This window comes from Ideonella azotifigens (genome assembly GCF_021043325.1).
Taxonomy (GTDB): Bacteria; Pseudomonadota; Gammaproteobacteria; order Burkholderiales; family Burkholderiaceae_C; genus Ideonella; species Ideonella azotifigens.
In genome coordinates, this window is record NZ_JAJNKD010000004.1 from 317,894 (window position 1) to 343,182 (window position 25,289).

The following is a 25,289-nucleotide window of genomic DNA, read 5'->3' on the forward strand; positions in this document are numbered from 1 at the left end:
GTCATTCGCCGCCTGTGTGAACAGGGCCATGGCGGCGTTCGATTTCGGCGACTGAACCGATGACGAGTTGCGCCAGGACGGACGGGTCCAGATCCGCGAGGCGCTTGAAGTAGAGGCAACCCTTGCCCATCTTGTGCGGGCCCAGCCTGGACAGCAACTCGGCTGCGCCATCCCAGTACGGCGCCAGATAGAGCACGATCTCGCGCCCTCGAATCGCGAAGCCGACCAGGCATGAAGTGCCGGTCCTGCCGGATGCGTAGGTGTACTGGTAGGCGCCATAACCCACGATGCTCGGCCCCCACATCTTCGGGCCTTGCCCGGTGACCTTCTTGAGCAGGGCCATCAGGGCCTTGCAATCGGCTCGCTGCGCCTCGCTTGCCTTCGCGGCGATGTGGTCATCGACGCTTGCATCTGTCGGCTTGGTCTTGGCTTCTGGCATGGCGGGAATCCTGGCAGGGTTTTCAAAGCTCGGCGATGGTCAGAATGATGGCGACTTTCTTCTCATCGAGGCCCTGAAGATCTTCTTCGGCAATGCGACCTTCGCGCAGCAGACGCCCAAAGACGTGCAGCAGCTGCGAGTACCGGTAGTCGTACTTGAAGTCAATCTCCCTGCGCCTCTGATCGGTGCGCTTGATGAGAGACCACAGTTCATCAGGTTCGGATATGGATGCAGCCGCACGCTTGAACTCGGTGATGATGTCCGAGAGTTCCTTCTGCAACGCAGATTCAAAGACCGCTCGCGCGACCCGCTTCTCCGAGTTTGACCAGTTGATGTCGTGCATGTCTTGGCCTCCAGAACAAGGATCTCCAGACACGAGGGGCTGCCGAAGCCAGTCACCTCGATTGAAGGGTCAAGCAACGCTCGACCGTGCGTTCATGACTTCCCTTCCCGTTTGAACATCGCCTTCGTGTCTTCGAACCCGATGGGGGCGGATGTGTGCTCGTGGACGATGCGTAAAACATGGCCGCGGGTTTTGAGCACCCAGGTGATGCGGTTTTGCATGGCCCGAAGTTCTTCGCCTTGAGCCGAAAAGGCAGCGTACCTGGCGAAGGCGGTCATTGCGGCGAAGCTGGGCTCCGCCGTGATTTTCACGTCTTCGAACGTCACCCTGACGGTCTCGTCTCCGAGCGAAGAGAACCACCCCTCCACGGCGATTCGCCAAGCCGCGGCACCTTCGTATGACCAGGTTCCCCAAGTGTCGAATACCCGGACCTCGGCGTCGTAAAGCTGCATGAAGGTCTCGGCGTTCTTCGCCAGGACAGCGGACTTGTAGGTGTCGAGCTTTTGCAGAACCTGCTTCTCGGGATCACTCATGGTGAGTCCTTCCATTGACGATTGATCGTTGCGGCTGGTGACGGGCCGCAGCCAGTTCCAACAGGACATCCGGGCAGCGCTCTTCGTTCAAGCTGCCGTCTGTGAACTCTATCGCGCTGAAGCCGTGCCGCTTGTAGAAGCGGCGTGCGCCTGCATTGGCCTGGAATGTATAGAGCCTGACGGGCCGGGGAAGCGACGCAAGCCCATGCCCTGGCCAACAAAGCCCGGCAGCACATACAGCTGATCAATCCAGGAAATGCCCTTGGCCTCGGAGGTGGCCAGAATGCCAACCACGGCCTCCGCCATACAGGCAACCGAAACTCTACAAGAAGGCATGAGAATATTCCGTACCCAGTGGTGGGTTTCGACTGCGCTGTGCGCCATCGGCGCATATGGAATGAATGCCTTGCGAGACGAGATAATAACTTCGGCTACTGCCGATGCATCGTCGTTCACAGCCTTACGGAGAAGAGGTTGCATACGAAGGAATCACCCAGTCCTGGATTGGTATCGAAGTACCAATATTGACTTGCTGCGGAAGTTCAATCTGAGCGACCCAGCTTGATGCGGCAAGTCAGGTTGATTGAAGGGTCTACAGCTTGCGCGCATACGAAAAGCGCCCTGTGCACAGCCAAATGATGATCTGGGCACCGCTCCGGGAGCCGAGCGAGACTGCGCTGGAGTGGTCCTTGTCCAGAAACCAAGTATGCATGCCAGCACTGCTCATGGAGGGCGAACCCAGCAACTGGATCATGGCCGCAAGGGCCGTCTCCTTCTGCACTGATTCCAGCTTGACCAACAGCGCTCTTTCGCTTGCAGTCATTTGGGCCAGCGCATCAGCGTTCTGCTCTTCCTGGGTTTGATTGGGGTCGAAGCCGTAGCGCCACTTGTTGAGAAGACTGTCGGAACTCTGGATGCCAAAGATGTCCATGATGTTCTCGATGTATTGAAGCAATTGGTCTCGGTCTTCGCTGTCTGTGTTCTCGAACTCCTTCAACGTAGGCTTGAACTCGTCGAGCACTTCGGCCTTCGACGGCAGAGCGCTCAGTCGAGCAAGCAGACGGTTGGCAAGAGCGTTCACTCGCGCCTCGTATTCCAGGCGTGCGGCCTCGCTTGGCGGGCGATACAACCCTTCCTCTCGAAATTTCGGTAACGCTAAAAAGCGTTCGAGCGCTTGCCTCGTATCGCTGACAACGGACATAGGCACGGATCCCCCTGGGGTTTCGTTGCTCACCGCACCAGCCACAAGGCAAAAATTGAGAGCAGTGGAGAATAAGATGGCAACCAGCAGTCGACGGCTCATGGAAACCTAAATTTAAAATTCAGCTGCGTGGCAGCGGCTCGGTGCAATTCGGCATTGAAGGAGCCCGAATGGCGACTCAATCAAACGTAGGACTTGCCGCGCTAGGAGGTTCTTCACGGGTTGGGCGGAACTTCATGCGCCGCCGCGAGCCCAGTGCCAGAACAATGCTCCGGCCAGCGCGAACAAGCAAAAGTATGTGCCTAAAGCACCCACGAACTTGAGTGGGTGGCGCTCATTGACGGAGGGAACGAGAAGCGTGCCAGCAGCATGAAACCTGCAGACCAGAACTGCTGCCGCAAGGCCAGTGACAAAAATGCTCGGAGAGGCGGTGTTAGGCGTGGGCCCTCCGTACCCGAAAGAGGACGCTCACAAGAAGCGCGCCCACGGGAGCTGCTAGGGACCATATGGCCAACTGCCACGGAGCTGCCGGTCTTGGGAACTGAGCAAATGCCGTAGCAAAAACAGCACTTGCCACAAGGCTTCCCCGCAACGACCATGAATGCGATCCAGAGAGAAGGCAAGCGATGAACGCGCCAAGACCAAAGGACACCGCACGAAACAAAGTGTCTACGCGCCAGAAAGATGTTTGGCCGGCGATGAGCACAACATTTTCAGACGGTGGCTTGTCGTAGAGCCACTCGAGTGCAGCGATAGGCACCAAGTTGTCGATCAGCACTTGTGCTCCCAATGAGACCAACAGGGCCACAACGGTTGCAAACCAGATCGAACCGGTGAATTTCGGGGGTGCTGACATGCGACGTCTAACGAATGAAAGGGACTTCCCCGTCCCGATTGGTACCCTGGCCTATAGAAATCATCTCGCCTGCATCAGTTCGGCGTCGGAAGCCGGTTCGCTTTCGCGCCACCGCTCCTGCCGATGCGGGTGTAGGTGATCGTCCGAGCCGGGCCTTCTCCGGTCGTGACCGCCTTGATGGTGATGCCGCTGTCCGGGCCCACCAGACCTTCCGCCGTGGCGTAAAGAGGTTCACGGTGGCCGTCGCCGCGGTCGAAGATCAGGTCTTCGCCTGCCTGGCCGTGAATGATCCTGAATGGATCGACGCCCTGAATGTCGGCGAACGCATAGGTCCCAACAAACCTCTCGGAAACTGAGGCAGTGATTTCTGTGCGCACCACGACCGGCGTGGCCATGGCGTCTGGCCAGCCATACGCGTCGGCGATCCCGCGCAGCAGTTCGGCGATCAGGGGTTTGGCATTGTCGGAATTGGTCAGTATCGCGGCCCCTTGGCAGGTCGCGGGGTAGAGGATCAGTGAGGAGTTGTACCCTACGTTCGTGCCGTCATGTCCGAAATGGCGATTTTGGCCTTCGCCGCCGACAACAAAGCCGAGACTGCGTGAGCCGATCTGCGCCGTCGTCATCAGGTCGGCAATCCCCGGCGATAGAAGAGCGTGGCGGTCATGGCGCGCGGCCTTCATTGCCACCACGCCGAACAGGGCGAGATCGGGCGCGGTGGTCCACAGGCTTGCCGCCGCTAGCTCGGGATAGATGTGCCAGCCCCCCGGGACTTCCGATCCATCCGCGACATGGCCGACCGCCACATCCTGCCCGTCTGGAGTCTCGAAGCCGCTGTGGTGCATGCCGGTGGGCACGAACACCTCGTCTCGCATGAGGCTATCGAAGCTCTTACCCGTCTTCTCTGTCATGAGAAGCTGTGCGACAAGGTAGCCGCCGCCAGCGTAGCGCCACTCGGAACCTGGCGTATAGGCAACCTCGACCGGTTTGGGGCGTGCCGGTTCGATTCCGTCCAGGGTCTGGAGCAGTGTCGGCATCGGTGACCCCTTCTTATAGCCACCATAGCCACCGGGAACGAGGCCGGCACTGTGACTGAGGATGCTCCGCAGGGTGACTGGATGGCCAGCCAGCAGCGGGGTGTCCGGAACCTTCCACGCTTGCAGATGGAGATTCACGTTTTCGTCGAGCGAGAGGACGCCTTTATCGACCAAACGCAATGCGGCGAAGGCCGCCACGGGTTTGGTGACGGAAGCTGCCTGGAATATGGTTTGTGTACTGACTGCATGCCCGTTTGCACCAGCGACCCCGAAGCCTTTGATTTCAACGATGCGGCAGTCGTCGATGATGGCGACACTCACCCCCGACACCTTCCAGCGTGCCATCCGGTCGGCCAGCGACATCTTTGCTTCCGCCGCACCTTCGAACGCAACCGCCTGCCGCAAGGCGTTGTCGTAGCGCGTGTGTGGGCTGACGGAAGGAACCTGAACAAATGCACAGCCAGACAAGGCCGAACCGATGATTGCGCCAACAACGCGTTTCTGAGCTGCTGCGTGCATTTATATCCATTGCCGTTCGAGCTTGAAGCTTAACTATAAATCACGCTTCAGACATCGCCAAAGTGCCTGACGAGGCGGCGCCTGCCCCAACATCTGAAAAGCCATTGGATTCTCGCTGAGGATTCCGGACGCCTGGCGCTGGTTTTTTTTTGAAAACGCTCGCCCGGCCAACGCGCCGCGCGAGCCCAAAAAACAAAACCCGCCAGCGGCGAGTTTTGGGGTCTGCGGGTGAGGCCTGGTGGGCAAGTGGAGGACGGGGCTTGTGCCCTGCCCTGCCTTTGCCCGCCGGGCTTGTGCCTTAGATCAGCGGGGTGCTGTTGGCGCGCAGTTCGTCTTCCAGCGACTTGTGGTGCAGGACGCTGGCGGCCACGTTGGTGGTGGCGGCGTGGCTGGTGCCAGCGTCGCCGACACCGCCGGGCAGTGCATCGGCCGGGGACGCGAGCAGGTCGTTCAGGGTCGGCGTGGTGGACGCCGTGCCCGTGGTGCTCTTGCCGTTGTCCTTGTTGAACCAGACGTCCGCCACGTCGTGCTTGCTGCCGTCGGTGGTGGTGTAGCTGGAGGTCAGGCCGAGGAAGTTGCCGTTGTCGGTCACCGTGCCGGTTTGGGCGTGCAGGTTGATCGAGACGATGCCGTAGTCGGACAGGCTCTTCAGTTCACCCGCTTCGCTCACGCCGTCGTGGTTGGCGTCGACCCACAGCTTGAGCTTGTCGAAGTTGATGTCCGACGCGTTCAGCAGGCCGTCGCTGTTGCTGTCCATCGAGCTCATGGCGGCGAAGCCGTCGGTGGCCTTGCCGGTGGCCGTCTGCGTGGCCGAGCCGAAGAGTTCGGAGCCATTGTTGATGGTGCCGTCCCCGTTGCGGTCCATGGCCAGCAGGCCGTCGGTGGAATCCACCCAGCCGACCTTGTGCGCGGTGCCGGTCGCGTCCAGGTCGAAGTTGACACCGTTGGCAGCCGCGGTGGTGTGCACGCCGTCGCCGTTCAGGTCAAAGACGATCGGGGTCGAGGCCAGTGCGGTGGTCTGGCCGGCGTCCATGGCGTCCTTGGTCGCCTGGGTGAAGGCCGAGGCCTGGCTGGCGCTCATCGCCGCGATGTCCGCCGAGGACAGACCGGAGATCTGGTCGGAAGTCATCGCATGGATCTGGGCGTTGGTCAGGGACTGCGCCTGGTCCGTCGTCAGGCCGGCGATCTGGGCGGCAGACAGCGAGACAAACTGGTCGGTCGTGAGACCGGCAATCTGCGCCGCGTTGAAGCCTGCCACCTGGGTCGAGCTGAGGCCGTCCAGCGTGGTGGCGTCCAGCGTCTTCAGGTCCGCAACGTCGATGGCCGCGATCTGGCTGCTGGTGAAGCCGGCGATCTGCGTCGCATCCAGGTGTTGGATCTGCGTCGAGGTCATGCCGGTGATCTGGGCGTTGCTCAGCGAGGCGAGATCCCCCGAGGTCAGCGCACCGATGGCGTCCAGCGACAGGCCGCGCATGTCACCGGCTTCGATCGCGGCCAGCTGAGCGGTGCTCAGGGCGTTGAGGTGGGCGGCGTCCAGCGTGTTGAGCTGAGCGGTGTTCAGGGCGATGACGGCGTCCGTCGTCAGGCCGGCGATCTGGGTCGCATCCAGACCGGCGAACTGTGCCGTGCTCAGTGCGGCAACGTGGGTGCCCAGGGCAGCCACGTCGGCCGAGCTGAGGCCGTCCAGCGAACCACCGACCATGGCCTTCAGGTCCACCGTTTCAATGGCGGCCAGTTGGTCCGAGCTCATCGCATGCAGCTGGGTGCTGGTCAGCGCGGCGGCCTGGGTGGTGCTCAGGGCGACGATCTGGTCGGTCGTCAGTGCATGCAGGTGGGTGGCGTCCAGGCCGTTGAGCGTGTCGGCGCTCAGGGCCTTGATGTCGCCCAGCTCGATCTTGGCGATCTGCGCGGTGCTCATCGCGTTGACCTGGTCGCTGCTCAGCACGGCGATCTGGGTCGACGTGAGCGCAATGATCGCGTCGCTGCTCAGGCCGGCAATCTGCGCGGTGCCGATGGCGTCGATCTGCGTGGTGGTCATCGCGCCGACCTGGCCGGCCGTCAGGGCCGACAGGTCAGCGGAGCTGAGGCCTGCCAGTGCGCCTGCATCGATGGCCTTGAAGTCGGCCGATTCGATGGCAGCCAGCTGCACCGAGCTCATCACGCCCAGCTGGTCGCTGGTCAGCGCTGCTGCCTGCACCGTGCTGATGGCGACGATCTGGTCGGTCGTCAGGCCGCTGATCGCGGTGCTGCCCAGGCCGTGCAGCGCGTCGGTGGCGATGGACTTGATGTCCGCTGCCTCGATCTTGCTGATCTGGGTGCTGGTCAACGCGTTCAGCTGCTCGCTGGTCATCGCGGCGAACTGGCTGGAGGTCATGGCCACCAGGGCGGCGGTGCTCAGGCCAGGGACCTGGTCGCTGGTCAGTGCGTGGATCTGCGCGGTGGTCATCGCGGCGACCTGGGTGGCGCCCAGTGCGGCCACGTCGGCCGAGCTGAGCCCTGCCAGTGCGCCCACGCTGAGTGCCTTGACATCGGCGGTTTCGATCGCGCCCAGCTGGGTCGAGGTCATGCCGCCGAGTTGGTCGCTGGTCAGCGCGTAGGCTTGCTGGGTGCTCAGGCCGACGACCTGGTCTGTCGTCAGTGCGGCAACCGAGGCCACGGCGAGGCCGGCGATGGCTTCGGTGGCAATCGCCTTGATGTCACCCACTTCCAGCTTGGTCAGCTGGGTGGTGGACAGCCCGTTGAGCTGATCCGAGGTCATGGCGCCCACTTGCGCGGACGTCAGGGCCACGACACCGGCGGTCGTCAGGCCGGCGACCTGGTCGCTGCCCATGCTGTGCAGCTGGGCGGTCGTCAGCGCCTGCACCTGGTCGGTGGACAGGGCGCCCACGTCGCCAGCCACCAGCGCGGTCAGCGCGGCCGTGGTCAGGGTCTTGATGGCGTTGGTGCTCAGCGCGAGCAGCTGTGCGGTGCCCAGCGCGTCGATCTGGTCGCTGGTCAACACCGCAGCCTGGGCCGAGGTCAGCGAGGCCACACCGGCGGTGCTCAGGCCGGCGAACTGGTCCACGCTCAGGGCATGCACCTGGGCCGTGCTCAGCGCGGCGACCTGGTCGGAGCTCAGTGCGCCGACCTGGGCGGCCAGCAGGCCGGCCATCGCGGCAGTGCTCAGGGCCTTGACGTCGACGATTTCCATCTTCGCGATCGCGGCGCTGGTGATGCCACCCAGCTGGGTGCTGCTCAGCGAAGCCACCTGGATGGAGCTCAGGCCGACGATCTGGTCGCTGCTCATCGCGGCGAAGCTCACGTCGGTCAGGCCCTTCAGTGCGGTGGTGCTCAGCGCGGCCAGGTCAGCCGTTTCAAGCTTGCCGACCTGGGCAGCCGACAGGGCAGCCACCTGGTCGCTGTTGAGCGCGCCGAACTGGGCCGAGCCCAAGGCGTTCAGCTTGGCCGTGGCCAGGCCGCTCAGCTGGTCGGCGGTCAGCGCCGCGGCTTGCGCCGTGGTGATCGCGTCGATCTGCGCGGTGGTCATGGCGGCCACTTGCGACGGGTCCAGCGCATGCACCGCGGCGGTGGTCATGGCCTTCACGTCGGCGGTGGTGATCGCGGCGATTTGCGCAGTCGTCAGCGTGACGAGCTGGGCGGTCGGGATGGCGTTGAACTGGGCCGAGCCGAGGACGGCCAGGTTGGCCGTCGTCAGGCCGGCCAGTTGGTCGGCGCTCAGTGCCTTGACCTGGTCGGTCGTCATGCCGGCGACCTGGGCGGTCGTCAGCGCGCCGACCTGTTCAGGGGTCAGCCCGGCCATCGCGGCGGTGCCGATGGCCTTGAAGTCCACCGCTTCCATCTTGGCGATGTCGGCCGTGGTGATGGCGGCGATCTGCGCGCTGCCCAGTGCCGAGACTTGGGCGCTGGTCAGCGCCACGGTCTGGTCGGTGGTCAGTGCGGCCATTGCGTCAGCGCTCAGGCCCTTGACCGCTGCGGTCGACAGGGCCGCCAGGTCGGCGGTCTCCATCTTGGCCACTTGCGCGCCGGTCAGTGCCGACACCTGGGCGCTGTTCAGTGCAGCGAACTGCCCCGTGCCCAGCGCGTTCAGGTTGGCGGTGCCGAGGGCGGCGAGTTGGTCGGAGGTCAGCGCCGCGGCTTGCGCCGTGCTCAGGCTGGCCATCTGCGAGGTCGAGAACTGGGCGATCTGGTCCGGCGACATCGCATGCAGCGCGGCGGTGCTCAGCGACTTCATGTCGCTGGTGTCCATCGCGGCCAGCTGTGCCGAGCTCATCGCGGCGATCTGGTCGCTGGTCAGCACGCCCAGCTGGGTGGAGGTCAGGCCATGCACCGCAGCGGTGGTCATGCCGGCCACCTGGTCGGCGGTCAGCGAGTTGATCTGCGCGGTGGTCATCGCGCCGACCTGGCCGGCCGTCAGGCCGCCGATCTGGTCAGCCGTCAGACCGCGCAATGCTGCGGTGCCGATGGCCTTCAGGTCCACGGTCTCGATGGCGGCCACGTCGCCGGTCGTCAGCGCTGCCAGCTGCACGCTGCTCAGCGAGCCGACTTGCGCGGTGTTCAGCGCGACGACCTGGTCGGAGGTCAGCGCGGCCATCCCGTCAACGCCCAGGCCCTTCAGCGCAGCGGTGCTGATGGCGGCCACGTCGGCAGTATCCATCTTGGCCACTTGCGCGGCGGTCAGGCCGCTGATCTGCGCGCTGTTCATCGCGGCGAACTGCGCGCTGCCCAGGGCGTTCAGCACCGCGGTGCCGAGCACATTGAGCTGCTCGGAGGTCAGCGCGGTGGCCTGGTCGGTCGTCAGCGCAGCGAACTGGCCGCTGGTCATCGCGCCGATCTGGTCAACGTTCAGCGAATGCAGTGCGGCAGTGCCCAGGGCCTTGATGTCGGCGGTTTCGATCGCGGCGATCTGGGCGGTGCCCAGACTGGCGATCTGGGTGCTGCTCAGCGTGCCGATCTGGGCCGAGCTCATGCCGGCCACGGCCGCGGTGCTCAGGCCGGCCAGCTGGCTGCTGCCCAGCGAGGCGATCTGGGCGGTGCTCAGCGCGGCCATCTGGCCCGCGGTCAGCGCACCGACCTGGTCGGCCGACAGGCCATCCAGCGCGGCGGTGCTGAGCTGCTTGACGTCAACCGTTTCCATCGCGGCGATGCCGGCGGTGGTCAGCGCGCCCAGCTGGGTGCTGGTCAGCGCCGAGACCTGCAGCGAGCTGAGGCCTGCGACCTGCGTCGTGCCCAGCATGGCCATCGCGTCGGCCGACAGGCCCTTCATCGCGGCGGTGCTCAGCGCGGCCAGGTCCTGGGACTCCATCTTGGCGACCTGGTCACCCGTCAGCCCGGCCACCTGGGCGCTGCCCATGGCGGCGAACTGGGCGGTGCCCATCGCGTTGAGGTTGGTGCTGCTCAGGTTGGACAGCTGGGCAGTGCCCAGCACGGCGACCTGGGCGGTCGTCAGCGCGGCCAGCTGGCTGCTGGTCAGGTTGCCGAACTGGTCGGCCGTCAGGGCCTTGACCGCGGCGGTGGACATGGCCTTCAGGTCCGCGGTTTCAATCGCGGCCAGCTGGGCGTTGCTCAGCGCTGTGACTTGCGCGGTGCTCAGCGCGCCGACCTGGTTCGAGGTCAGGCCGACGATGGCGGCCGTGCTCAGGCCGGCGAACACGCTGGGCGACAGCGCCGCCACCTGCTCGGTGGCCATCACGCCGACTTGCGCCGCCGTCAGGGCACCGACCTGGTCAGCCGACAGGCCGGCCAGTGCGCCGGTGCTCAGCGCCTTGATGTCCACGGTCTCGATGGCGGCCACGGCGGCCGTCGTCAGGCCGCTCAGCTGGGCCGAGCTCAGCGCGCCCACTTGCGTGCTCGTCAGGCCGGCCACTTGCGCGGTGGACAGCTGGTTGATGTCGTCTGCAACCAGGCCCTTCAGCGCGGCGGTGCTCAGCGCGGCCAGGTCGGCCGTCTCCAGCTTGGCGATCTGGTCGCCAGACAGCGCGGCGATCTGGGCGCTGCCCATGTTCGCGAAGTCCGCGGTGGTCAGCGCGTTGAGGTTGGTCGAGCTCAGGTTGGCCAGTTGGTCGGTGCTCAGCGCGCCAACCTGGGTGGTCGTCAACGCGGCCATCTGTGCCGTCGTCAGCGTGTTCAGCTGGTCAGCGCTCATGGCGCGCAGCACGGCGGTGGACAAGGCCTTGATGTCGGCCGTCTCGATGGCGTCCAGCTGGGTGCTGGTCAGCGAGGCGATCTGGCCGGAGGTCAGCGCGCCCACTTGAGTCGAGGTCAGGTTGACGATGTCGGTCGTGCTCAGGCCGGCCAGCGAGGCCACCGGGTCGAACGGCAGCGCGGCGATCTGGGCGGAGCTCAGCACGGCCAGCTGCGAGGAGGTCAGCGCGTCCACTTGCGCCGAGCTCAGGCCGGCCAGTGCGGCGGTGCTCATCGCCTTCAGGTCCACCGTCTCGATGGCGGCAATGTTGGCGGTGCTCAAGGCGCCGATCTGGGCGCTGCTCAGCGCGGCCACTTGCGCCGAGCCCAGGCCTGCCACTTGCGCAGTCGTCAGCACGGCCATCTGGTCCACACCCAGGCCCTTCAGGGCGGCGGTGCCGATGGCGGCAAGGTCGGCGGTCTCCATCTTGGCGACCTGGCCGGCGGTCAGCCCGGCCACCTGGGCGCTGGTCATGCCAGCGAACTGTGCGCTGCCAATCGCGTTCAGCGCGGCCGTGCCCAGCACGCCGAGCTGGTCAGAGCTCAGCACTGCGGTTTGCGCGGAGGTCAGCGCGCCCAGCTGGGTGCTGGTCAAGGCGCCGAACTGGTCCACGCTCAGCGCCTTCAGCGCGCCGGTGGACAGGGCCTTGATGTCGCCCGATTCAATGGCGGCCAGCTGCGCGGTGCTCAGCGCCGCGACTTGCGCGGTGGACAGCGCGGCAACCTGGTTGGAACTCAGGCCGACGATGCCGGCGGTGCTCATGCCAGCGAACTGGTTGGCACCGATGGCGGCGATCTGGCCGGTGCTCAGCGCACCGATCTGGCCAGCCGTCAGCGCGCCGACCTGTTCGGCGCTCAGCGCGGCAAAGGCGCCGGTGCTCAGGGCCTTGATGTCCACCGTCTCGATGACCGCCACGTCAGCCGTCGTCAGCGCCGCCACCTGGGCGGTGCTCAGTGCGGCGACCTGGTTGGAGGTCAGGCCGGCGACTTCGGCCGTGGTCAGCACGGCCATCGCGTCAGCGCTCAGGCCCTTCAGTGCGGCGGTGCTGAGGGCGGCGAGGTCAGCGCTCTCCATCTTGGCCACCTGGTCCGGCGTCAGCGCGGCCACCTGGGCGCTGCTCAGCGTGGCGAATTGCGCGCTGGTCAGGGCGTTCAGGTTGGTCGAGCTCAGGCCGTTCAGCTGGGCGGTCGTCAGCGCGGCGACCTGGTCGGTCGACAGCGCAGCCATCTGGGCGGTGCCCAGGCCGCCGAGCTGGTCGGCGTTCAAGGCCTTCAGCGCAGCGGTGGAAATGCCCTTCATGTCGCCGGTTTCGATGGCCGCCAGTTGCGCGGTGCTCATCGCAGCCAGCTGGGCACTGCCCAGCGTGTTGATCTGGGCCGAGGTCAGGCCCACGACTGCGGCGGTGCCCAGGCCGGAGACCTGGTCAGCGCTCAGCGCGGCCACTTGGGCGGTCGTCATCGCGGTGGCTTGTGCCCCCGTCAGTGCGCCCACCTGGTCGGCCGACAGGCCCTTCAGCGCAGCGGTGGAAAGGTTCTTCAGGTCCACGGTCTCGATCGCGCGGATGCCGGCGGTCGTCATCGCGGCCAGTTGGCTGCTGCCCAGCGCGCCCATCTGGCCGGAGGTCAGGGCCACAACCTGGTCGGTGCTCAGTGCGGCCACGCCGTCCGCGCTCAGGCCCTTGATGGCGGCCGAGTTGATCGAGGCCAGGTCACCGGTGGTGAGCTTGGCGACTTGGTCGGCCGTCATCGCGGCGACCTGGGCACTGGTCAGCACCGCGAACTGGCTGCTGCCCAGTGCGTTGAGACTGGCGGTGGACAGGTTGGCCAGTGCGGCCGAGCCCATCGAGGCGATCTGGTCGGTGCTCAGGGCAGCCAGCTGGGCCGTCGTCAGCGTGGCCACCTGGTCGGCGCTCAGCGCATGCAGTGCAGCGGTGGTGATGGACTTGATGTCGCCGGTGGCGATGGCGTCCAGCTGGGCGCTGTTCATCGCGGCCAGTTGCGAGCCGGTCAGCGCCGCGGCTTGGGTCGAGGTGAGGCCAGCGATGCCGGCGGCCGACAGGCCAGCGACCTGGTCGCTGCCCAGCGCGGCCAGCTGGCCGGTGGTCAAGGCGGCGACCTGCACGCTGGTCAGCGCGCCCATCTGGTCGGCCGACAGGCCCTTCAGCGCCGCGGTGCCCAGCGCCTTCAGGTCAACCGTTTCGATGGCGGCGATGCCGGCGGTGGTCAGTGCAGCCACTTGGCCGCTGCCCAGTGCGCTGACCTGGTTGGAGCTCAGGCCGGCCACTTCGGCGGTGGTCAGCGCGGCCATCGCGTCGTTGCTCAGGCCCTTCAGTGCAGCGGTGTTCAGGGCCGCGAGGTCAGCGGACTCCATCTTCGCGACCTGGTCGGCCGAGAGGCCCGCCACCTGGGCGCTGCTCATCGCAGCGAACTGGGCGGTGCTCAGCGCGTTCAGGTGGGTGCTGTTCAGGCCGCTCAGCTGGGCGGTGGTCAACGCGCCGACCTGGTCGGTCGTCAGCACGGCCAGTTGGCCGGTGCCGAAGCTGTTGAGCTGGTCAGCGCTCAGGCCCTTCAGCGCGGCAGTGGCAAGGCCCTTGATGTCGGCCGTTTCGATGGCGGCCAGCTGCGCGGTGCTCATCGCACCCAGCTGGGCGCTGCCCAGGGTGTTGAACTGGGCCGAGGTCAGGCCGACCACGGCGGCGGTGGACAGGCCGGCGACCTGGTCGCTGCTCAGCGCGGCGACCTGGGCGGTGCCCAGCGCGGTGGCCTGGGCACCCGTCAGCGCGCCAGCCTGAGTGGCCGTGAGGCCCTTCAGTGCGGCGGTCGACAGGTTCTTGATGTCCACGGTTTCGATGCCGGCGATGGCGGCGTTCGTCAGCGCGCCCACCTGGGTGCTGCTCAGCGAGCCCACTTGGTTGGACGTCATGGCCGCCACTTGCGTGGAGCTCAGCGAGGCCATGCCGTCGGCGCTCAGGCCCTTGATGGCGGCGGTGTTGATCGCCGCCAGGTCGGCCGTGCTCAGCTTGGCCACCTGGTCAGGCGTCAGCGCAGCGATCTGGGCGCTGTTCAGCGTGGCGAACTGCGCGGTGCTCATCGCGTCGAGGTTGCTCGTCGACAAGCCTGCCAGTGCGGCGGTGCCCAGCACGGCGATCTGGTCGGTGCTCAGCGCGGCCAGCTGGGCCGTCGTCAGCGAGCCGACCTGGTCGGCGCTCAGTGCCTTCAGCGCAGCGGTGCTCAGCGACTTCATGTCGCCGGTCGGGATCGCGTCGAGCTGGGTCGAGCTCATCGCGGCCAGTTGCGCGCCGGAGAGCGCAGCAGCCTGCGTGGAGGTCAGCCCGGCCAGGCTGGCGGCCGACAGGCCTGCGACCTGGTCGGAGCTCAGCGCGGTCAGCTGGCTGGTGGCCAGGGCGCCCACCTGGGTGCTGGTTAGCGCAGCGATCTGGTCAGCCGAGAAGCCCTTCAGCTGGGCCGAGCCCATCGCCTTCAGGTCCACGGTTTCGATGGCTGCCACGTCAGCGGTGGTCAGTGCGTTGACCTGGCCGCTGCTCAGCGCCGCGACTTGCGTGCTGGTCAGGCCGGCGACCTGTGCGGTCGTCAGCGCAGCCATGTCGTCAATGTTCAGGCCCTTCAGCGCAGCCGTGCCGATGGCCGCCAGGTCGGCGGTCTCCAGCTTGGCGACTTGCGCGGCCGTCAGCGCGCCCACCTGGGCGCTGGTCAGCGCAGCGAACTGGGCGGTGCCCAGCGCGTTCAGGTTGGCGGTGGACAGGGCGGCCAGCTGGTCGTTGCTGAAGCCGGCAATCTGGCCGGAGCTCAGCGCGGCCATCTGCGCGGTGGTCAGGTTGTTCAGCTGGTCGGCGCTGAGCGCGTGCAGCGCGGCGGTCGAGAGGGCCTTGATGTCGGCGGTCTCGATGGCCGCCAGCTGGGCGGTGCTCATCGCGGCCACCTGGGCCGAGGTCAGGCCACCGACCTGGGTCGAGGTCATGGCCACGATGTCGGCGGTCGACAGGCCGCCCAGCGAGGACGGGTCCACCGTCAGCGCGGCGATCTGGGCCGAGCTCAGCACGGCCAGCTGGGTGGAAGTCAGCGCATCGACCTGGGCCGAGCTGAGGCCGGCCAGGGCGGCGGTGCTCAGGGCCTTGATGTCGACGGTTTCGATGATCGCGATGTTGGCGGGCGTCAGCGCGGCCAGCTGGGTGCTGCTGAGCGCGCCCACCTGGGTGCTGGTCAGGCCGGCGACCTGGGCGGTCGACAGGCCGGCCATGCCGTCAGCGCTCAGGCCCTTCAGCGCGGTGGTGTTCAGTGCGGCCAGGTCGGCCGTTTCCAGCTTGGCCACTTGCGCGGCGGTGAGGCCTGCGACCTGGGCGCTGGTGAGGGTGGCGAACTGGCTGGTGCCCATCGCGTTCAGCGCGGTGGAGCCCAGCGAGCCGAGCTGGTCGGCGCTCAGCACGGCGACCTGGTCGGTCGTCAGCGCGCCGAGCTGGCCGCTGGTGAGGTGGCTGACCTGGTCGACGCTCATCACCTTGATGGCGGCGGTGGACAAGGCCTTCAGGTCACCGCTCTCGATGGCGGCCACCTGGGCCGTGCCCATCGCGGCGACTTGCGCGGTCGTCAGCACGGCGACTTGCGCCGAAGTCAGGCCAACCACGCCGGCGGTGCTCATGCCGGACATCTGGCCGGGTGTCAGCGCGGCGATCTGGTTGGTGCTCAGCACACCCACTTGCGCGCCGGTCAGCGCGCCGACCTGGTCTGCCGTGAGGCCGGCCAGGGCGCCGGTGGCCAGCGCCTTGATGTCGATGGTCTCGATGGCCGCAATGTCGGCCGTGTTCAGCGCAGCCAGCTGGCCGGTGCTCAGCGCGGCGATCTGGTTGCTGGTCATGGCAGCCACCTGACCGGTGGTCAGCGCAGCCATGTCGTCGTTGCTCAGGCCCTTCAGCGCAGCGGTGCCGATGGCGGCGAGGTCTTTGGTCGCGAGGTTGGCGACCTGGCTGACCGTGAGGCCGGCGACTTGCGCGCTGGTCAGGTTGGCGAAGGTCGAGGTGCTCAACGAGTTCAGGTTGTCGCTGCTCAGGCTGCCGAGCTGGGCGCTGCCCAGGGCGGCGCTCTGGGCAGTGCTCATCGCGGCCAGTTGCGCGGTGGTCAGCGAGGCGATCTGGTCAGCGCTCAGGCCCTTCAGCGCGGCGGTCGAGAGGGCCTTCATGTCGGCCGAGTCGATGGCCACCAGCTGCGCGGTGCTCATCGCGCCCAGCTGGGCGCTGGTCAGCGCACCCACTTGCGTGGAGCTCAGCGCGGTCACGTCACCTGCGGTCAGGTTGGCGACCTGCTCGGCCTTCAGGGCGCCGATCTGGCCGGCGGTCAGCGCGGCGACCTGGGCGGTCGTCAGGTGCGACAGCTGGTCAGCCGTCAGGCCGGCCAGCGTGGCCGTGCCCATGTTCTTCAGGTCGGAGGTCTCGATTGCGGCGACAGCGGCGGTGCTCATCTGCGCCAGTTGGCCGCTGCTCAGCGCAGCCAGCTGGGCCGAGCCCATGGCCGTGACTTGCGCTGCGGTCAGCGCGTTCATCGCGTCGTTGCCCAGGCCCTTCAGCGCGGCGGTGCCGAGGGCGGCCACGTCGGCCGTCTCCAGCTTGGCCACCTGGTCAGCCGACAAGGCGGCCACCTGGCCGCTGCTCAGCGAGGAGAACTGCAGCGTGGTCAGCGCGTTCAGGTCGTCGGTGGCCAGGCCGGAGAGCTGCTGGTTGCTCAGCACCGCGACTTGCGCGGTGGTCAGCGCGGCCAGCTGGCCGGAAGTCATGCTGCCCAGCACGTCCGGGCTCAAGGCCTTCAGCGCGGCGGTGGAGATGGCCTTGATGTCGGCCGTCTCGATGGCGCCCAGCTGCGTGCTGCTCAGCGCAGCCAACTGGCCGCTGCTCAGCGTGCCGATCTGGTTGGAACCCAGGGCGGCGATGTTGGCGGTCGACAGGCCGGCGATCTGGTCGTTGCTCAAAGCCGCGACTTGCGCGGTGCTCAGCGCAGCGGCTTGCTGGGAGTTCAGGCCGCCGATCTGGTCGGCCGACAGGCCCTTCATCGCGGCGGTGCTGATGGCGGTGATGTCAGCGGTGCTCAGCACGCCCACGTCGCCTGCGGTCAGCGCGCCCAGCTGGGTGCTGGACAGCTGTGCCACCTGGGCGGAAGTCATGTACTTGACCTGGTCGGTGGTCAGCGCGCCGATGGCGTCAACGCTCAGGCCCTTGATGGCGGCGGTGTTGATCGCGGCCAGGTCGGCGGTTTCGAGCTTGGCGGCCTGGGTGGCGGTGATGGCGGCCACCTGGGCGCTGCCCATCGCGGCGTATTGAACCGTGGTCAGCGCGTCCAGGTGGGCGGTGTCCAGCGCGGCCAGCTGGTTGGCGCTCAGCGAGGCGACTTGCGCGGTGCTCAGCGCGGCCAGCTGGGCGGTGCCCAGCGTGGCGAACTGGTCGGCCGACAGGGTCTTCAGCACCGCGGTGCTGATGGCGCCGATGTCGGCAGTGTCAATCGCGGCCAGCTGGGTGCTGCTCAGCGCGCCGAGCTGGGCCGAGGTCAGCGTGCCGACCTGGGTGGAGCTCAGTGCGGCGATGTTGGCGGTGTTCAGGCCGGAGACCTGGTCAGCGCTCAAGGCGGCGACCTGGGCGGTGCTCAAGGCGGCGATCTGGGCGGTCTTCAGCGCACCGACTTGGTCGGCCGACAGGCCCTTCAGCACGGTGACGCTGATGGCGGCCATGTCGGCGGTTTCGATGGCGCCAATGGCGGCGCTGCTCATCGCGGCGAGCTGGTTGCTGGCGAGCTGGGCCAGCTGGGCCGAGCTCATGGCCACCACTTGCGCGGTGGTCAATGCGCCCAGCGCATCGGCGCCCAGGGTCTTGACGGCGGCGGTGCTCAGCGCAGCGACGTCGGCGGTTTCGAGCTTGGCGACCTGGTCGGCCGACAGCGAAGCCACCTGGGCGCTGCTCATGGCGGCGAACTGGGCGGTGCCCAGTGCGTTCAGGTGGTCGGTGGAGAGGCTTTGCAGCTGGGTGGTGCTCAGCGCTGCCGTCTGGGCGGTGCTCAGCGCGGCGTACTGCGCGGTGGTCATGGCGCCGAGCTGGTCGGCGTTCAAGGCCTTGACGGCGGCCGTGCCCAGCGCGACGACGTCAGCGGTTTCGATGGCGGCGACTTGCGCATTGCTCATCGCGGCGACTTGCGCGCTGCTCAGCGCGCCGATCTGGGTCGAGCTCAGGGCAGCAACGTTGGCGGTGCTCAGCGAGCTCAGCTGGTCAGAGCCGATGGCGGCCAGCTGGGCGGTGCCCAGCGCGGCGGCCTGGACGCTGGTCAGGCCACCGACCTGGTCAGCGCTGAGGCCCTTGATGGCGGCGGTGCCGATGGCGCGGATCTTGTCGGCGCTCAGCTGCTGCAGGTCCACCACGTCCATCGCGGCGATCTGGGTGCTGCTCAGCGAGGCGACTTGCGCGCTGGTCAGCGCGGCAGCCTGGGTGCTGGTCAGCGCGGTGACGGCGTCGGCCGTCATGCCCTTGATCGCGGCGGTGCTCAGCGCAGCCACGTCCACGCTTTCCAGCGCGGCCACCTGGGTGGCGGTCATGGAGGCGACCTGCAGGCTGGTCATGGCGGCGAACTGGCCGGTGCTCAGCGAGTCAAGCTGGTTCGTGGCCAGGCCGGCGATCTGCGAGCTGGTCAGCACGGCCACCTGGCCGGTGGACATGGCGACGAACTGGTCGGTCGTCAGGGCGGCGAGCTGCGCGTCCGTCAGCGCCTTGATGGCGGCGGTCTTCAGCATCGAGAAATCTGCCGTGCCGAAGGCGGCGAGCTGGCTGCCGCTCATGGCGGCAATGCCGCTGCTGGAGATGGCGGCGGCCTGCGCGGTGCCCAGGGCCTGGATCTGCGCATTGCTGAACGCGGCCCAGTCTTCGGTGGTCAGCGCGGCGACGGCAGCGGTCGAGAGAGCTGCGATCTGATCAGTGGTCAGGGTCGGAACAGTGGTGGCCATGACAGATGTCCTTTAACTTGTGATCTCAAATGGAACGAGCCGGCGTCGCGGCGCGACTGCTACCCAGAAACTTCAAACGGTGCGCAAGGGGCTGAACCGAGGCTCCTCGCCTTGCGCCGAGATCAGGGCAGCAGCCGGTCGCAGGGCAGCGACGTCGGTGGAATTCCGATCTCTCAGTCGGTTTTCGTCCCGTGGACGAACGACTTAAGCCGCCGGAGGCAGCAAACAGGGCCCGAAAACCCCCTCTTCTTGCCGAAGAGTTGGCAAACCGGGGCTTCCTGGGCGTCGGCCGTTCACGGCCCCGCAAAATTCCGCGGGTTAACCCGCAGGCCGACGCGGAGGGGTGGTCAAGCGCGTACATCGTTGAACAGCTCATCGCATTCCACCGGGGGCGCCAGCTCCGGAGTGGCCGCAGCGGCCGGTGAAGAAGAGGCCACCGAAGCCGCAGGCGCTGCGGCGGTGGAAGACGACGAGCCGGCGGCAGCCAGCTCCGGATAGAAACTCGACAGGAAGCAGCCCATCACGTGCGAGACACCGCGTTCGGTGACCTCGCGCAGGTCCGAAGCCAGGTACTGGCCGAACGACGCCGCGTGGCTGATGATTTCGAAGGACGGGAAGTAGGCGACCTGCGCATGGCGCGCTTCGACCTCGCCCACCGCGGCGCGCAGCACCGACTTGGAATACGAGGACGCCACCAGCACGTTGCGCTCGCTGCGAGTGGCGACCAGCGGCACCGGTGAAACGGTGAAGATGATCTTCAGCGCCGGGTTCACCTCGGTGAGCGCGGCAACCAGGGCTTCCAGGTCGGCCACGACTTCGGTGCAGGTCAGGTTGCGGAAGACGTGCTTTTCAGGATCGAACTCGCCCTTGACCGTGCCCGGGCAGGCTGGGTAGGTGTGGCCGGTCTCGGTGTTGAGCCAGCATTCGGTCAGGCCCAGCGTGAAGATGAACACATCGGCCGTCTCGAACATGTGCTTGACGCGGCCCAGGTGGTAGGCCCGGTCTGCCCTGGCTTCTTCCAGGCTGGCAAAACCGGCCTTCACGACGCTGGGACGCACCAGGTCGTACCAGCGGCCGTCCTGCTCGAAGAAGTCTTCGATCATGGGGCGCTGGCCGAAGGCCTGCTGGAACAGCTCCAGGCACTGGCGTGTGGTGTAGATGTTCCCGTAGCGGGCGGAGAACTGCTGGTAGCTCTCCACCTCGCCGCCGAACTGGTGCATCAGCGGGTGGGCCGGCTCGGCGATGTACGGCGCCATGCCCACTTTCTTCATGTAGCGGGCGATGTGCTGCGCGAAGCAGCTGCCGGCGGTGGCGACCTTGTCGCTGCGCAGCAGCTGGAACTTCGGCGTGTCGTTGAGCGGCAGGTCGCGCCAGGCCACGTCGGACACGAACTTCTTCCAGAAGGCCCGCGGGGGGAGATTCGAATAGGGATGCATGTCGATCTCTCCGTTCAGGCGGCTTGCGCCAGCAACTCGGCCGGCACGCGGCGCTGGCCGGTCTTCTCGGCGATCTCGGCCATCTGGCGCAGCACCAGCGCGCCGTAGCGCTTGTTGCCATGCACCGAATCGCCGGCGAACTCAGCGGCCAGGTAGCCCTGCGGGTCCATGGCTTCTGCGGGCGGCAGCAGGCTGTTGATGCCGCAGGCGCGCGCCGATTCGCGGATCTGCCGGGCGTAGACCAGGTAGTACTTGAGCCGCACCGACAGCGGGCTCATGTCCACCGCTTCCGGGTCCACCACGCCGGGGCCCGGGTCCCAGCGCTCGCCAGGGATCGTGGGCGGGCACACCACGTTGAAGACCGGCATCGAAGGCTGCATCGCGCGGATGGCCAGCAGGATGGCCTGGGCCTTGGCGATCTGCGCGGCCACTTGCAGTTCGATGACGTACAGCGGCACGATCTGCCGGCCCGGCAGCGGCGCCAGGTCCGGCCGCTCTGGCAGCCAGAAGTCCAGCGGCTGCGGCTGCTCGCGCAGCGCCAGGTGGATGTGCTCCTCGCCGTGAATGAAGGTGAACAGCACGTTGCCGCCCTGCCCGCCTTCCCCGTTCATGCCAGCCAGCATCTTCTGGAAGCCCGGCGCCATGCTGATCACGCTGGGCGAGCTTTGCAGCGCCAGCGTCGGGCCCCAGTGCGGGGCGATCTGGCGGATGTAGAGGTTGGCCACCTGCACCGGCACGGCGATCTGCGCCGGATCGGTGTGCCAGTCGACAAACTGCGGCGCCTGGTCGTTGGAAATGCGGCCCAGCTGCGCCTTGAGCCCGTCTGCGCTGCAGGCGTCAAGCACCGGCAGGATGTGGCTCATGCCCATGATGTAGATCATTGGGTTGTCTCCCTCTTCTGGAATGCCTGTGGCGGCGGGTGTTCAGTCAGGTCAGCTGGATCAGCGGCACTTCGAAAGTGCGCAGCCCGCGGGCGTGCAGCCAGAAACCCAGGAAGCGTTCGGCGAGGAAGCCCGGGTAGCGGTTGTTGTAGGTGTCGTAAGGCGCGCCGATGCGCGCGTACACCGCGTCGATCAGCGGAAAGAGTTCTTCGCAGTACGCGTTGAACTGCTCGCGGCGGATGACGACCATGTTGCAGTTCGACATCGTGCTGTTCAGCTTGAACAGCGGGATGAACCTGCGGTATTCGGGATGCTGGTCGTGCAGCTCTTCCAGGAAGGCTTCCCAGGTTTCTGCAGGGTGATGCGCCAGGTAATGCGCCTCGATCGAGCGGTTCGAGCCGGCGCGCTTGGGCACGATGGCGTCGGCCACGTCCAGGATCTCGTCGAGCTTGCTGCGCTGGCCGTCGGCCGTCAGGTACGAGAGGAAAAAGGCATCGCCCGGCACGCCCACGGTGGTCTGGTACTGCCAGGTCGCGTCGAACACATAGTTCAGGTAGCGCCGGTAGTGATAGAAGCCCACCACGTCGGCCGTGGCGTTCTTCCAGGCCCAGTACTGGGCCGTCAGCTCGCAATAGAACGAGTTCAGCGACGAGATGTTGTCGTCACCCTCCCCGTCACTCTTGAAGCCCTCGGCCTGGTAGCCGTTGACCCCCACAGGCTGGATCCACGGGCAATCGGCATTGCGCACGTAGTCCTTGTGAAAGGTCTGGTAGATCGTCAGTTGCTGCGGGTCACTCATCTCGGTTCCTTGACGCTGCGCCAGCCTCGGAACCGGTCGGGTCAAGCCTCGACACGAGCACCAATCTGGACACAGCGACCTTACCGAGCGAGAGGTGTCTGCATTCCGGGGAGTAGAGGGGGGTTTTGGGGGCTATTGGGGGCGGAGAGGCGCGGCCGACTCCGACCGAGCGGCGGTTGAGCGACCAAAGGGAAAAGGTCGAGCAGTCTCAGGTTTGAAGCCCAGCGCCCAGCCCGCTCCATTTCCCAGGGGCTTTAATCCTTAAGGTAGAGGAAGTCGCCTCTTTCCATGATCGATACCGCGGTGATACGCTGGAGCGACGGACCAAAAATCAAGCCCATCGAGAACTTGCCTTAAATACCGCGAGTGTTGGTCTCTGACGATGAGTCTTGTCTCGCGACGGGTTTTACTGCTACATCGCGTTAGCTGCCTCAATCATGCGCCGTCTCAAGTCTTTAGCACTCGTTCTCACAGGCTTGGCATTCTTCGCGGGATGCACAGGCCTCGTTGTATGGGGGGTGTACGCCTTTTTCCAGTATCTCAGCACCATTCCGAAGGAGCTTGCCGCGCCGCTAATAGCCGCGTCAGCCACGGTGTTCGTTGCAACGGCAACGGTCATGGTGGGTCGGTACTACGAGAGAAAGAAGGAACTCGATGCGCTTTACCGCGACAAGAAGACCGAAATCTATGATGAGTTTCTCAAGGAGTTTTTCACCCTCTTCTTCAACGGTGGCGAAGACAGCCCGAGGACAGAGAAGGATTTGGTTCCCTTCCTTCGAGAGTTCACCCGCAAGCTTGTTTTGTGGAGCGGCCCAGATGTGATTGAAGCGTTCGTCGCCTGGAAAGATCACCTTGCCAAGGGAAATCCTGACGCAAAGTCAATCTTCCTCACAGAGGATTTTTTACTCGCAATTCGCAAGGACTTACGGCACACAAACAAGTCTCTGCGCAAAGTATTCTGTGCCCGTCTGTTCCTTCGCGAGGGTGCCCTATTCCTGACAATGGCGGAGAAAGACCCAAACGTCACGTTGGCAGCCCTCTCGGAAATTGAGAGTGCACTTTCAGCCCAAGCAACAGCGGTATAAAAAAGAAGACCAACCTGGTACTGAAGAGGACCGCCAAAACTCTGCGAATTTTATCTTCTGCTGAGCTTCGACATTATTCGTAAAAAACAGGGATAACGAGGTAAAATTTTGTATTCATGTATTCCTTTTCATGCGCGACGACGGCTCGTTTAGCTAGTTGCTGAGCGATGCCGCGATACAGGACTTGATCCTAGCGTATTTATTGCCCGACACATTCCCTACCGTTTGGACCTGGTAGACGGCATTGCACTCGAGGAGCGCCTCAAGAAGCTCTCAACAGAGGATGGCAACGGTGCCCAACAAGTTATTGGATCCTACTCGCGTCGGCAAGCCGTCGCTCGCACTCGGCTTAGTTGGCCTTTTCTCGTCGCTTGGAGTACTCATGTCGAACACAACCGAGGAAGAGCTAGTTGCAGCAGGGAGGGGAAAATGGTCAGCGCCAGGCGTGCCCCACAAAGGTTGGGTTTGCATTGATATCGAAGACCTTGGCGAGCCTCAGACCGAATGTGAAATGTGTGAATCTCGGACCATTCGCTACGTTCATCACATGGAGCATCCGGATTACTCAACGATTCTAGCCGTGGGCTGCGTTTGCGCCGGTCACATGGAAGGGGATTTGGATGCCGCGCGGAGTCGTGATGCATCAATGCAGAGCCGAGCATCCAAGCGTAGCCGTTGGACTACTCGAAAATGGAAAATATCAAAGAATGGCAACCCAACGATCAAGGCGGATGGGTTTAGGGTTACTGTATACGAGCGCAGCAATGGCTGGGCAGCAACCGTATCGCCGATGGGCGGATCTGGAGTTATACACGGCAGGCGAAACTATCCAACCATGAATCAAGCAAAACTCGCCGCTTTTGACGAAATCACTCGCCTACAGTCCGCAAATAATGGCTAACATCAGCGCCTCGGCGAGAGAAAATTTTGTGTTATACAGTATGATTCAATCACACTCAGTTCTGACTCTGAGATGATGCAATACAAGATTCGACTCCAGAATTACCTACCAAATCAGAACGCATGCCGCCACAACCCCAACGCCGGAAGCAGCTTCAATTCTGTACATAACGGCTGCTTGAGCGGGCCATAGACACAAAATAGTACAAGTTGACTAGTTATCGAGCCAGCAAATCCCACCATCGGAAATTTGCAAAGCTTAATAATGTCACATCATATGTGCACGGAGGCGGACTTCCAAAGCTGCTCGAATGTATCCCTCACAGGAATGAATGCATCCGCTATTTGCGTAAGTGTCGTCGGCGCCTTCTTTGCGCCATCTTTAAATGATGCTCCGGATTGATAGCAGTTAGCGTTGTCAACGAAGAGAAAGCGGTCGTGTAGTTGCGCTGTGGAACGCACTTCAATAGCTAATTTACTTTGCTGAGAAAAGGCTTGTACCGCCGGGAGGAGGGATTGAATTGTCTTATTTGCAAGAAGACGGACGCTGACTCCCGACTTGATATGAGGAGCGTATCTGGAAACAAACTCAGCATCGAGATAGGGATCAACAAAAAATAGACTTGCTTTGGCCTCTTCAATTATTTTCCTGAGCTCATCAAAATAATCGAAAACATTCCCACCACCTACCACAACAGATAGCGGACCGGTAGTCCTCATCCGCAGATCGAACCTCGCTTGGTTGATAATTGTCATCATTCCCGCAAGAGCCATGTAAAGGTCTCCGGTAGGCGATGCCAACGAATTAATGTACCCGTTAAGGACAAGCGATTGCGCCTCATCCCATTGAGCCACCAATGCAAGCGCCCGCCCAAACCACGAGTAGTTTTCTTCAAGCGGGTGTCTCAGCTTTGACCGTTCAGGCATTGTTCTCAGCAAATCCTCAATTTCTGAGAGCAACTGTTCGCGACTAAGGTTTGGCATGTTTACGTTGTGTGCGTTGTGGAAGGCAGGCGGTAGTGGGAGATCGTAAATGAGATCGCCTCATTGTGCCTGATGCACATAGATAGGTTTGTGGATCAGGCACGAGTAG

12 protein-coding genes are annotated in these 25,289 nt (G+C 64.7%); 2 read left to right on the plus strand and 10 right to left on the minus strand.

The features are described from left to right. Position 1 precedes the first annotated feature (1 nt). The 9 genes from LRH25_RS11945 to LRH25_RS11985 form a co-directional block, all read right to left on the minus strand. Positions 2-439, minus strand: coding sequence for a DUF1801 domain-containing protein (locus LRH25_RS11945; protein WP_141284104.1), 438 nt, complete (start codon positions 437-439; stop codon positions 2-4). 22 nt (positions 440-461) lie between these two features. Then, complete coding sequence (frp, locus tag LRH25_RS11950) at positions 462-782, minus strand: fluorescence recovery protein (protein ID WP_141284102.1); 321 nt, start codon at positions 780-782, stop codon at positions 462-464. A gap of 92 nt (positions 783-874) precedes the next feature. Then, on the minus strand, positions 875-1,315 hold the full coding sequence (locus LRH25_RS11955) for a YybH family protein (protein ID WP_170200673.1): 441 nt from the start codon (positions 1,313-1,315) through the stop codon (positions 875-877). A 592-nt stretch (positions 1,316-1,907) separates the two neighbouring features. After that, positions 1,908-2,618 carry a DUF4844 domain-containing protein gene (locus tag LRH25_RS11960; RefSeq protein ID WP_141284096.1) on the minus strand — a complete coding sequence of 237 codons (711 nt, stop codon included), beginning with the start codon at positions 2,616-2,618 and terminating at the stop codon, positions 1,908-1,910. Positions 2,619-3,446: 828 nt separating this feature from the next. Then, on the minus strand, positions 3,447-4,925 hold the full coding sequence (locus LRH25_RS11965) for a serine hydrolase domain-containing protein (protein WP_141284094.1): 1,479 nt from the start codon (positions 4,923-4,925) through the stop codon (positions 3,447-3,449). A gap of 298 nt (positions 4,926-5,223) precedes the next feature. Further along, positions 5,224-19,095: an SPM autocatalytic domain-containing protein gene (locus LRH25_RS11970; RefSeq protein ID WP_141284092.1), complete on the minus strand. Its 13,872-nt coding sequence runs from the start codon at positions 19,093-19,095 to the stop codon at positions 5,224-5,226. 347 nt (positions 19,096-19,442) lie between these two features. Beyond that, positions 19,443-20,531, minus strand: coding sequence for a GSCFA domain-containing protein (locus LRH25_RS11975; RefSeq protein ID WP_141284090.1), 1,089 nt, complete (start codon positions 20,529-20,531; stop codon positions 19,443-19,445). 14 nt (positions 20,532-20,545) lie between these two features. Further along, entirely contained in the window at positions 20,546-21,412 is an 867-nt protein-coding gene (locus LRH25_RS11980) for a hypothetical protein (protein WP_141284088.1), read from the minus strand. Between the two features lie 46 nt (positions 21,413-21,458). After that, positions 21,459-22,211 (minus strand): DUF4422 domain-containing protein, encoded by a 753-nt coding sequence (locus tag LRH25_RS11985; protein ID WP_141284086.1) that lies wholly within the window; start codon positions 22,209-22,211, stop codon positions 21,459-21,461. A 437-nt stretch (positions 22,212-22,648) separates the two neighbouring features. On the opposite strand from LRH25_RS11985, the gene LRH25_RS11990 reads away from it, so the two are divergent. Together LRH25_RS11990 and LRH25_RS11995 are read left to right on the plus strand one after the other, a co-directional pair. Then, positions 22,649-23,296 carry a hypothetical protein gene (locus LRH25_RS11990; RefSeq protein ID WP_141284084.1) on the plus strand — a complete coding sequence of 216 codons (648 nt, stop codon included), beginning with the start codon at positions 22,649-22,651 and terminating at the stop codon, positions 23,294-23,296. Positions 23,297-23,678: 382 nt separating this feature from the next. Then, positions 23,679-24,197, plus strand: a complete 519-nt coding sequence (locus LRH25_RS11995) for a hypothetical protein (RefSeq protein ID WP_141284117.1) — start codon at positions 23,679-23,681, stop codon at positions 24,195-24,197. A 272-nt stretch (positions 24,198-24,469) separates the two neighbouring features. On the opposite strand, the gene LRH25_RS12000 is transcribed toward LRH25_RS11995, so the two are convergent. Next, positions 24,470-25,180 carry a hypothetical protein gene (locus LRH25_RS12000; protein WP_141284082.1) on the minus strand — a complete coding sequence of 237 codons (711 nt, stop codon included), beginning with the start codon at positions 25,178-25,180 and terminating at the stop codon, positions 24,470-24,472. Between the last annotated feature and the right edge of the window lie 109 nt (positions 25,181-25,289).

Coding starts and splice junctions, on each gene's coding strand:
- LRH25_RS11995 (WP_141284117.1), top strand. CDS start 23,679: ATGTCGAACACAACCGAGGAAGAGCTAGTTGCAGCAGGGAGGGGAAAA.
- LRH25_RS11965 (WP_141284094.1), bottom strand. CDS start 4,925: ATGCACGCAGCAGCTCAGAAACGCGTTGTTGGCGCAATCATCGGTTCG.
- LRH25_RS11945 (WP_141284104.1), bottom strand. CDS start 439: ATGCCAGAAGCCAAGACCAAGCCGACAGATGCAAGCGTCGATGACCAC.
- LRH25_RS11955 (WP_170200673.1), bottom strand. CDS start 1,315: ATGAGTGATCCCGAGAAGCAGGTTCTGCAAAAGCTCGACACCTACAAG.
- LRH25_RS11960 (WP_141284096.1), bottom strand. CDS start 2,618: ATGAGCCGTCGACTGCTGGTTGCCATCTTATTCTCCACTGCTCTCAAT.
- LRH25_RS11985 (WP_141284086.1), bottom strand. CDS start 22,211: ATGAGTGACCCGCAGCAACTGACGATCTACCAGACCTTTCACAAGGAC.
- LRH25_RS11990 (WP_141284084.1), top strand. CDS start 22,649: ATGCGCCGTCTCAAGTCTTTAGCACTCGTTCTCACAGGCTTGGCATTC.
- frp (WP_141284102.1), bottom strand. CDS start 782: ATGCACGACATCAACTGGTCAAACTCGGAGAAGCGGGTCGCGCGAGCG.
- LRH25_RS12000 (WP_141284082.1), bottom strand. CDS start 25,180: ATGCCAAACCTTAGTCGCGAACAGTTGCTCTCAGAAATTGAGGATTTG.
- LRH25_RS11980 (WP_141284088.1), bottom strand. CDS start 21,412: ATGATCTACATCATGGGCATGAGCCACATCCTGCCGGTGCTTGACGCC.
- LRH25_RS11970 (WP_141284092.1), bottom strand. CDS start 19,095: ATGGCCACCACTGTTCCGACCCTGACCACTGATCAGATCGCAGCTCTC.
- LRH25_RS11975 (WP_141284090.1), bottom strand. CDS start 20,531: ATGCATCCCTATTCGAATCTCCCCCCGCGGGCCTTCTGGAAGAAGTTC.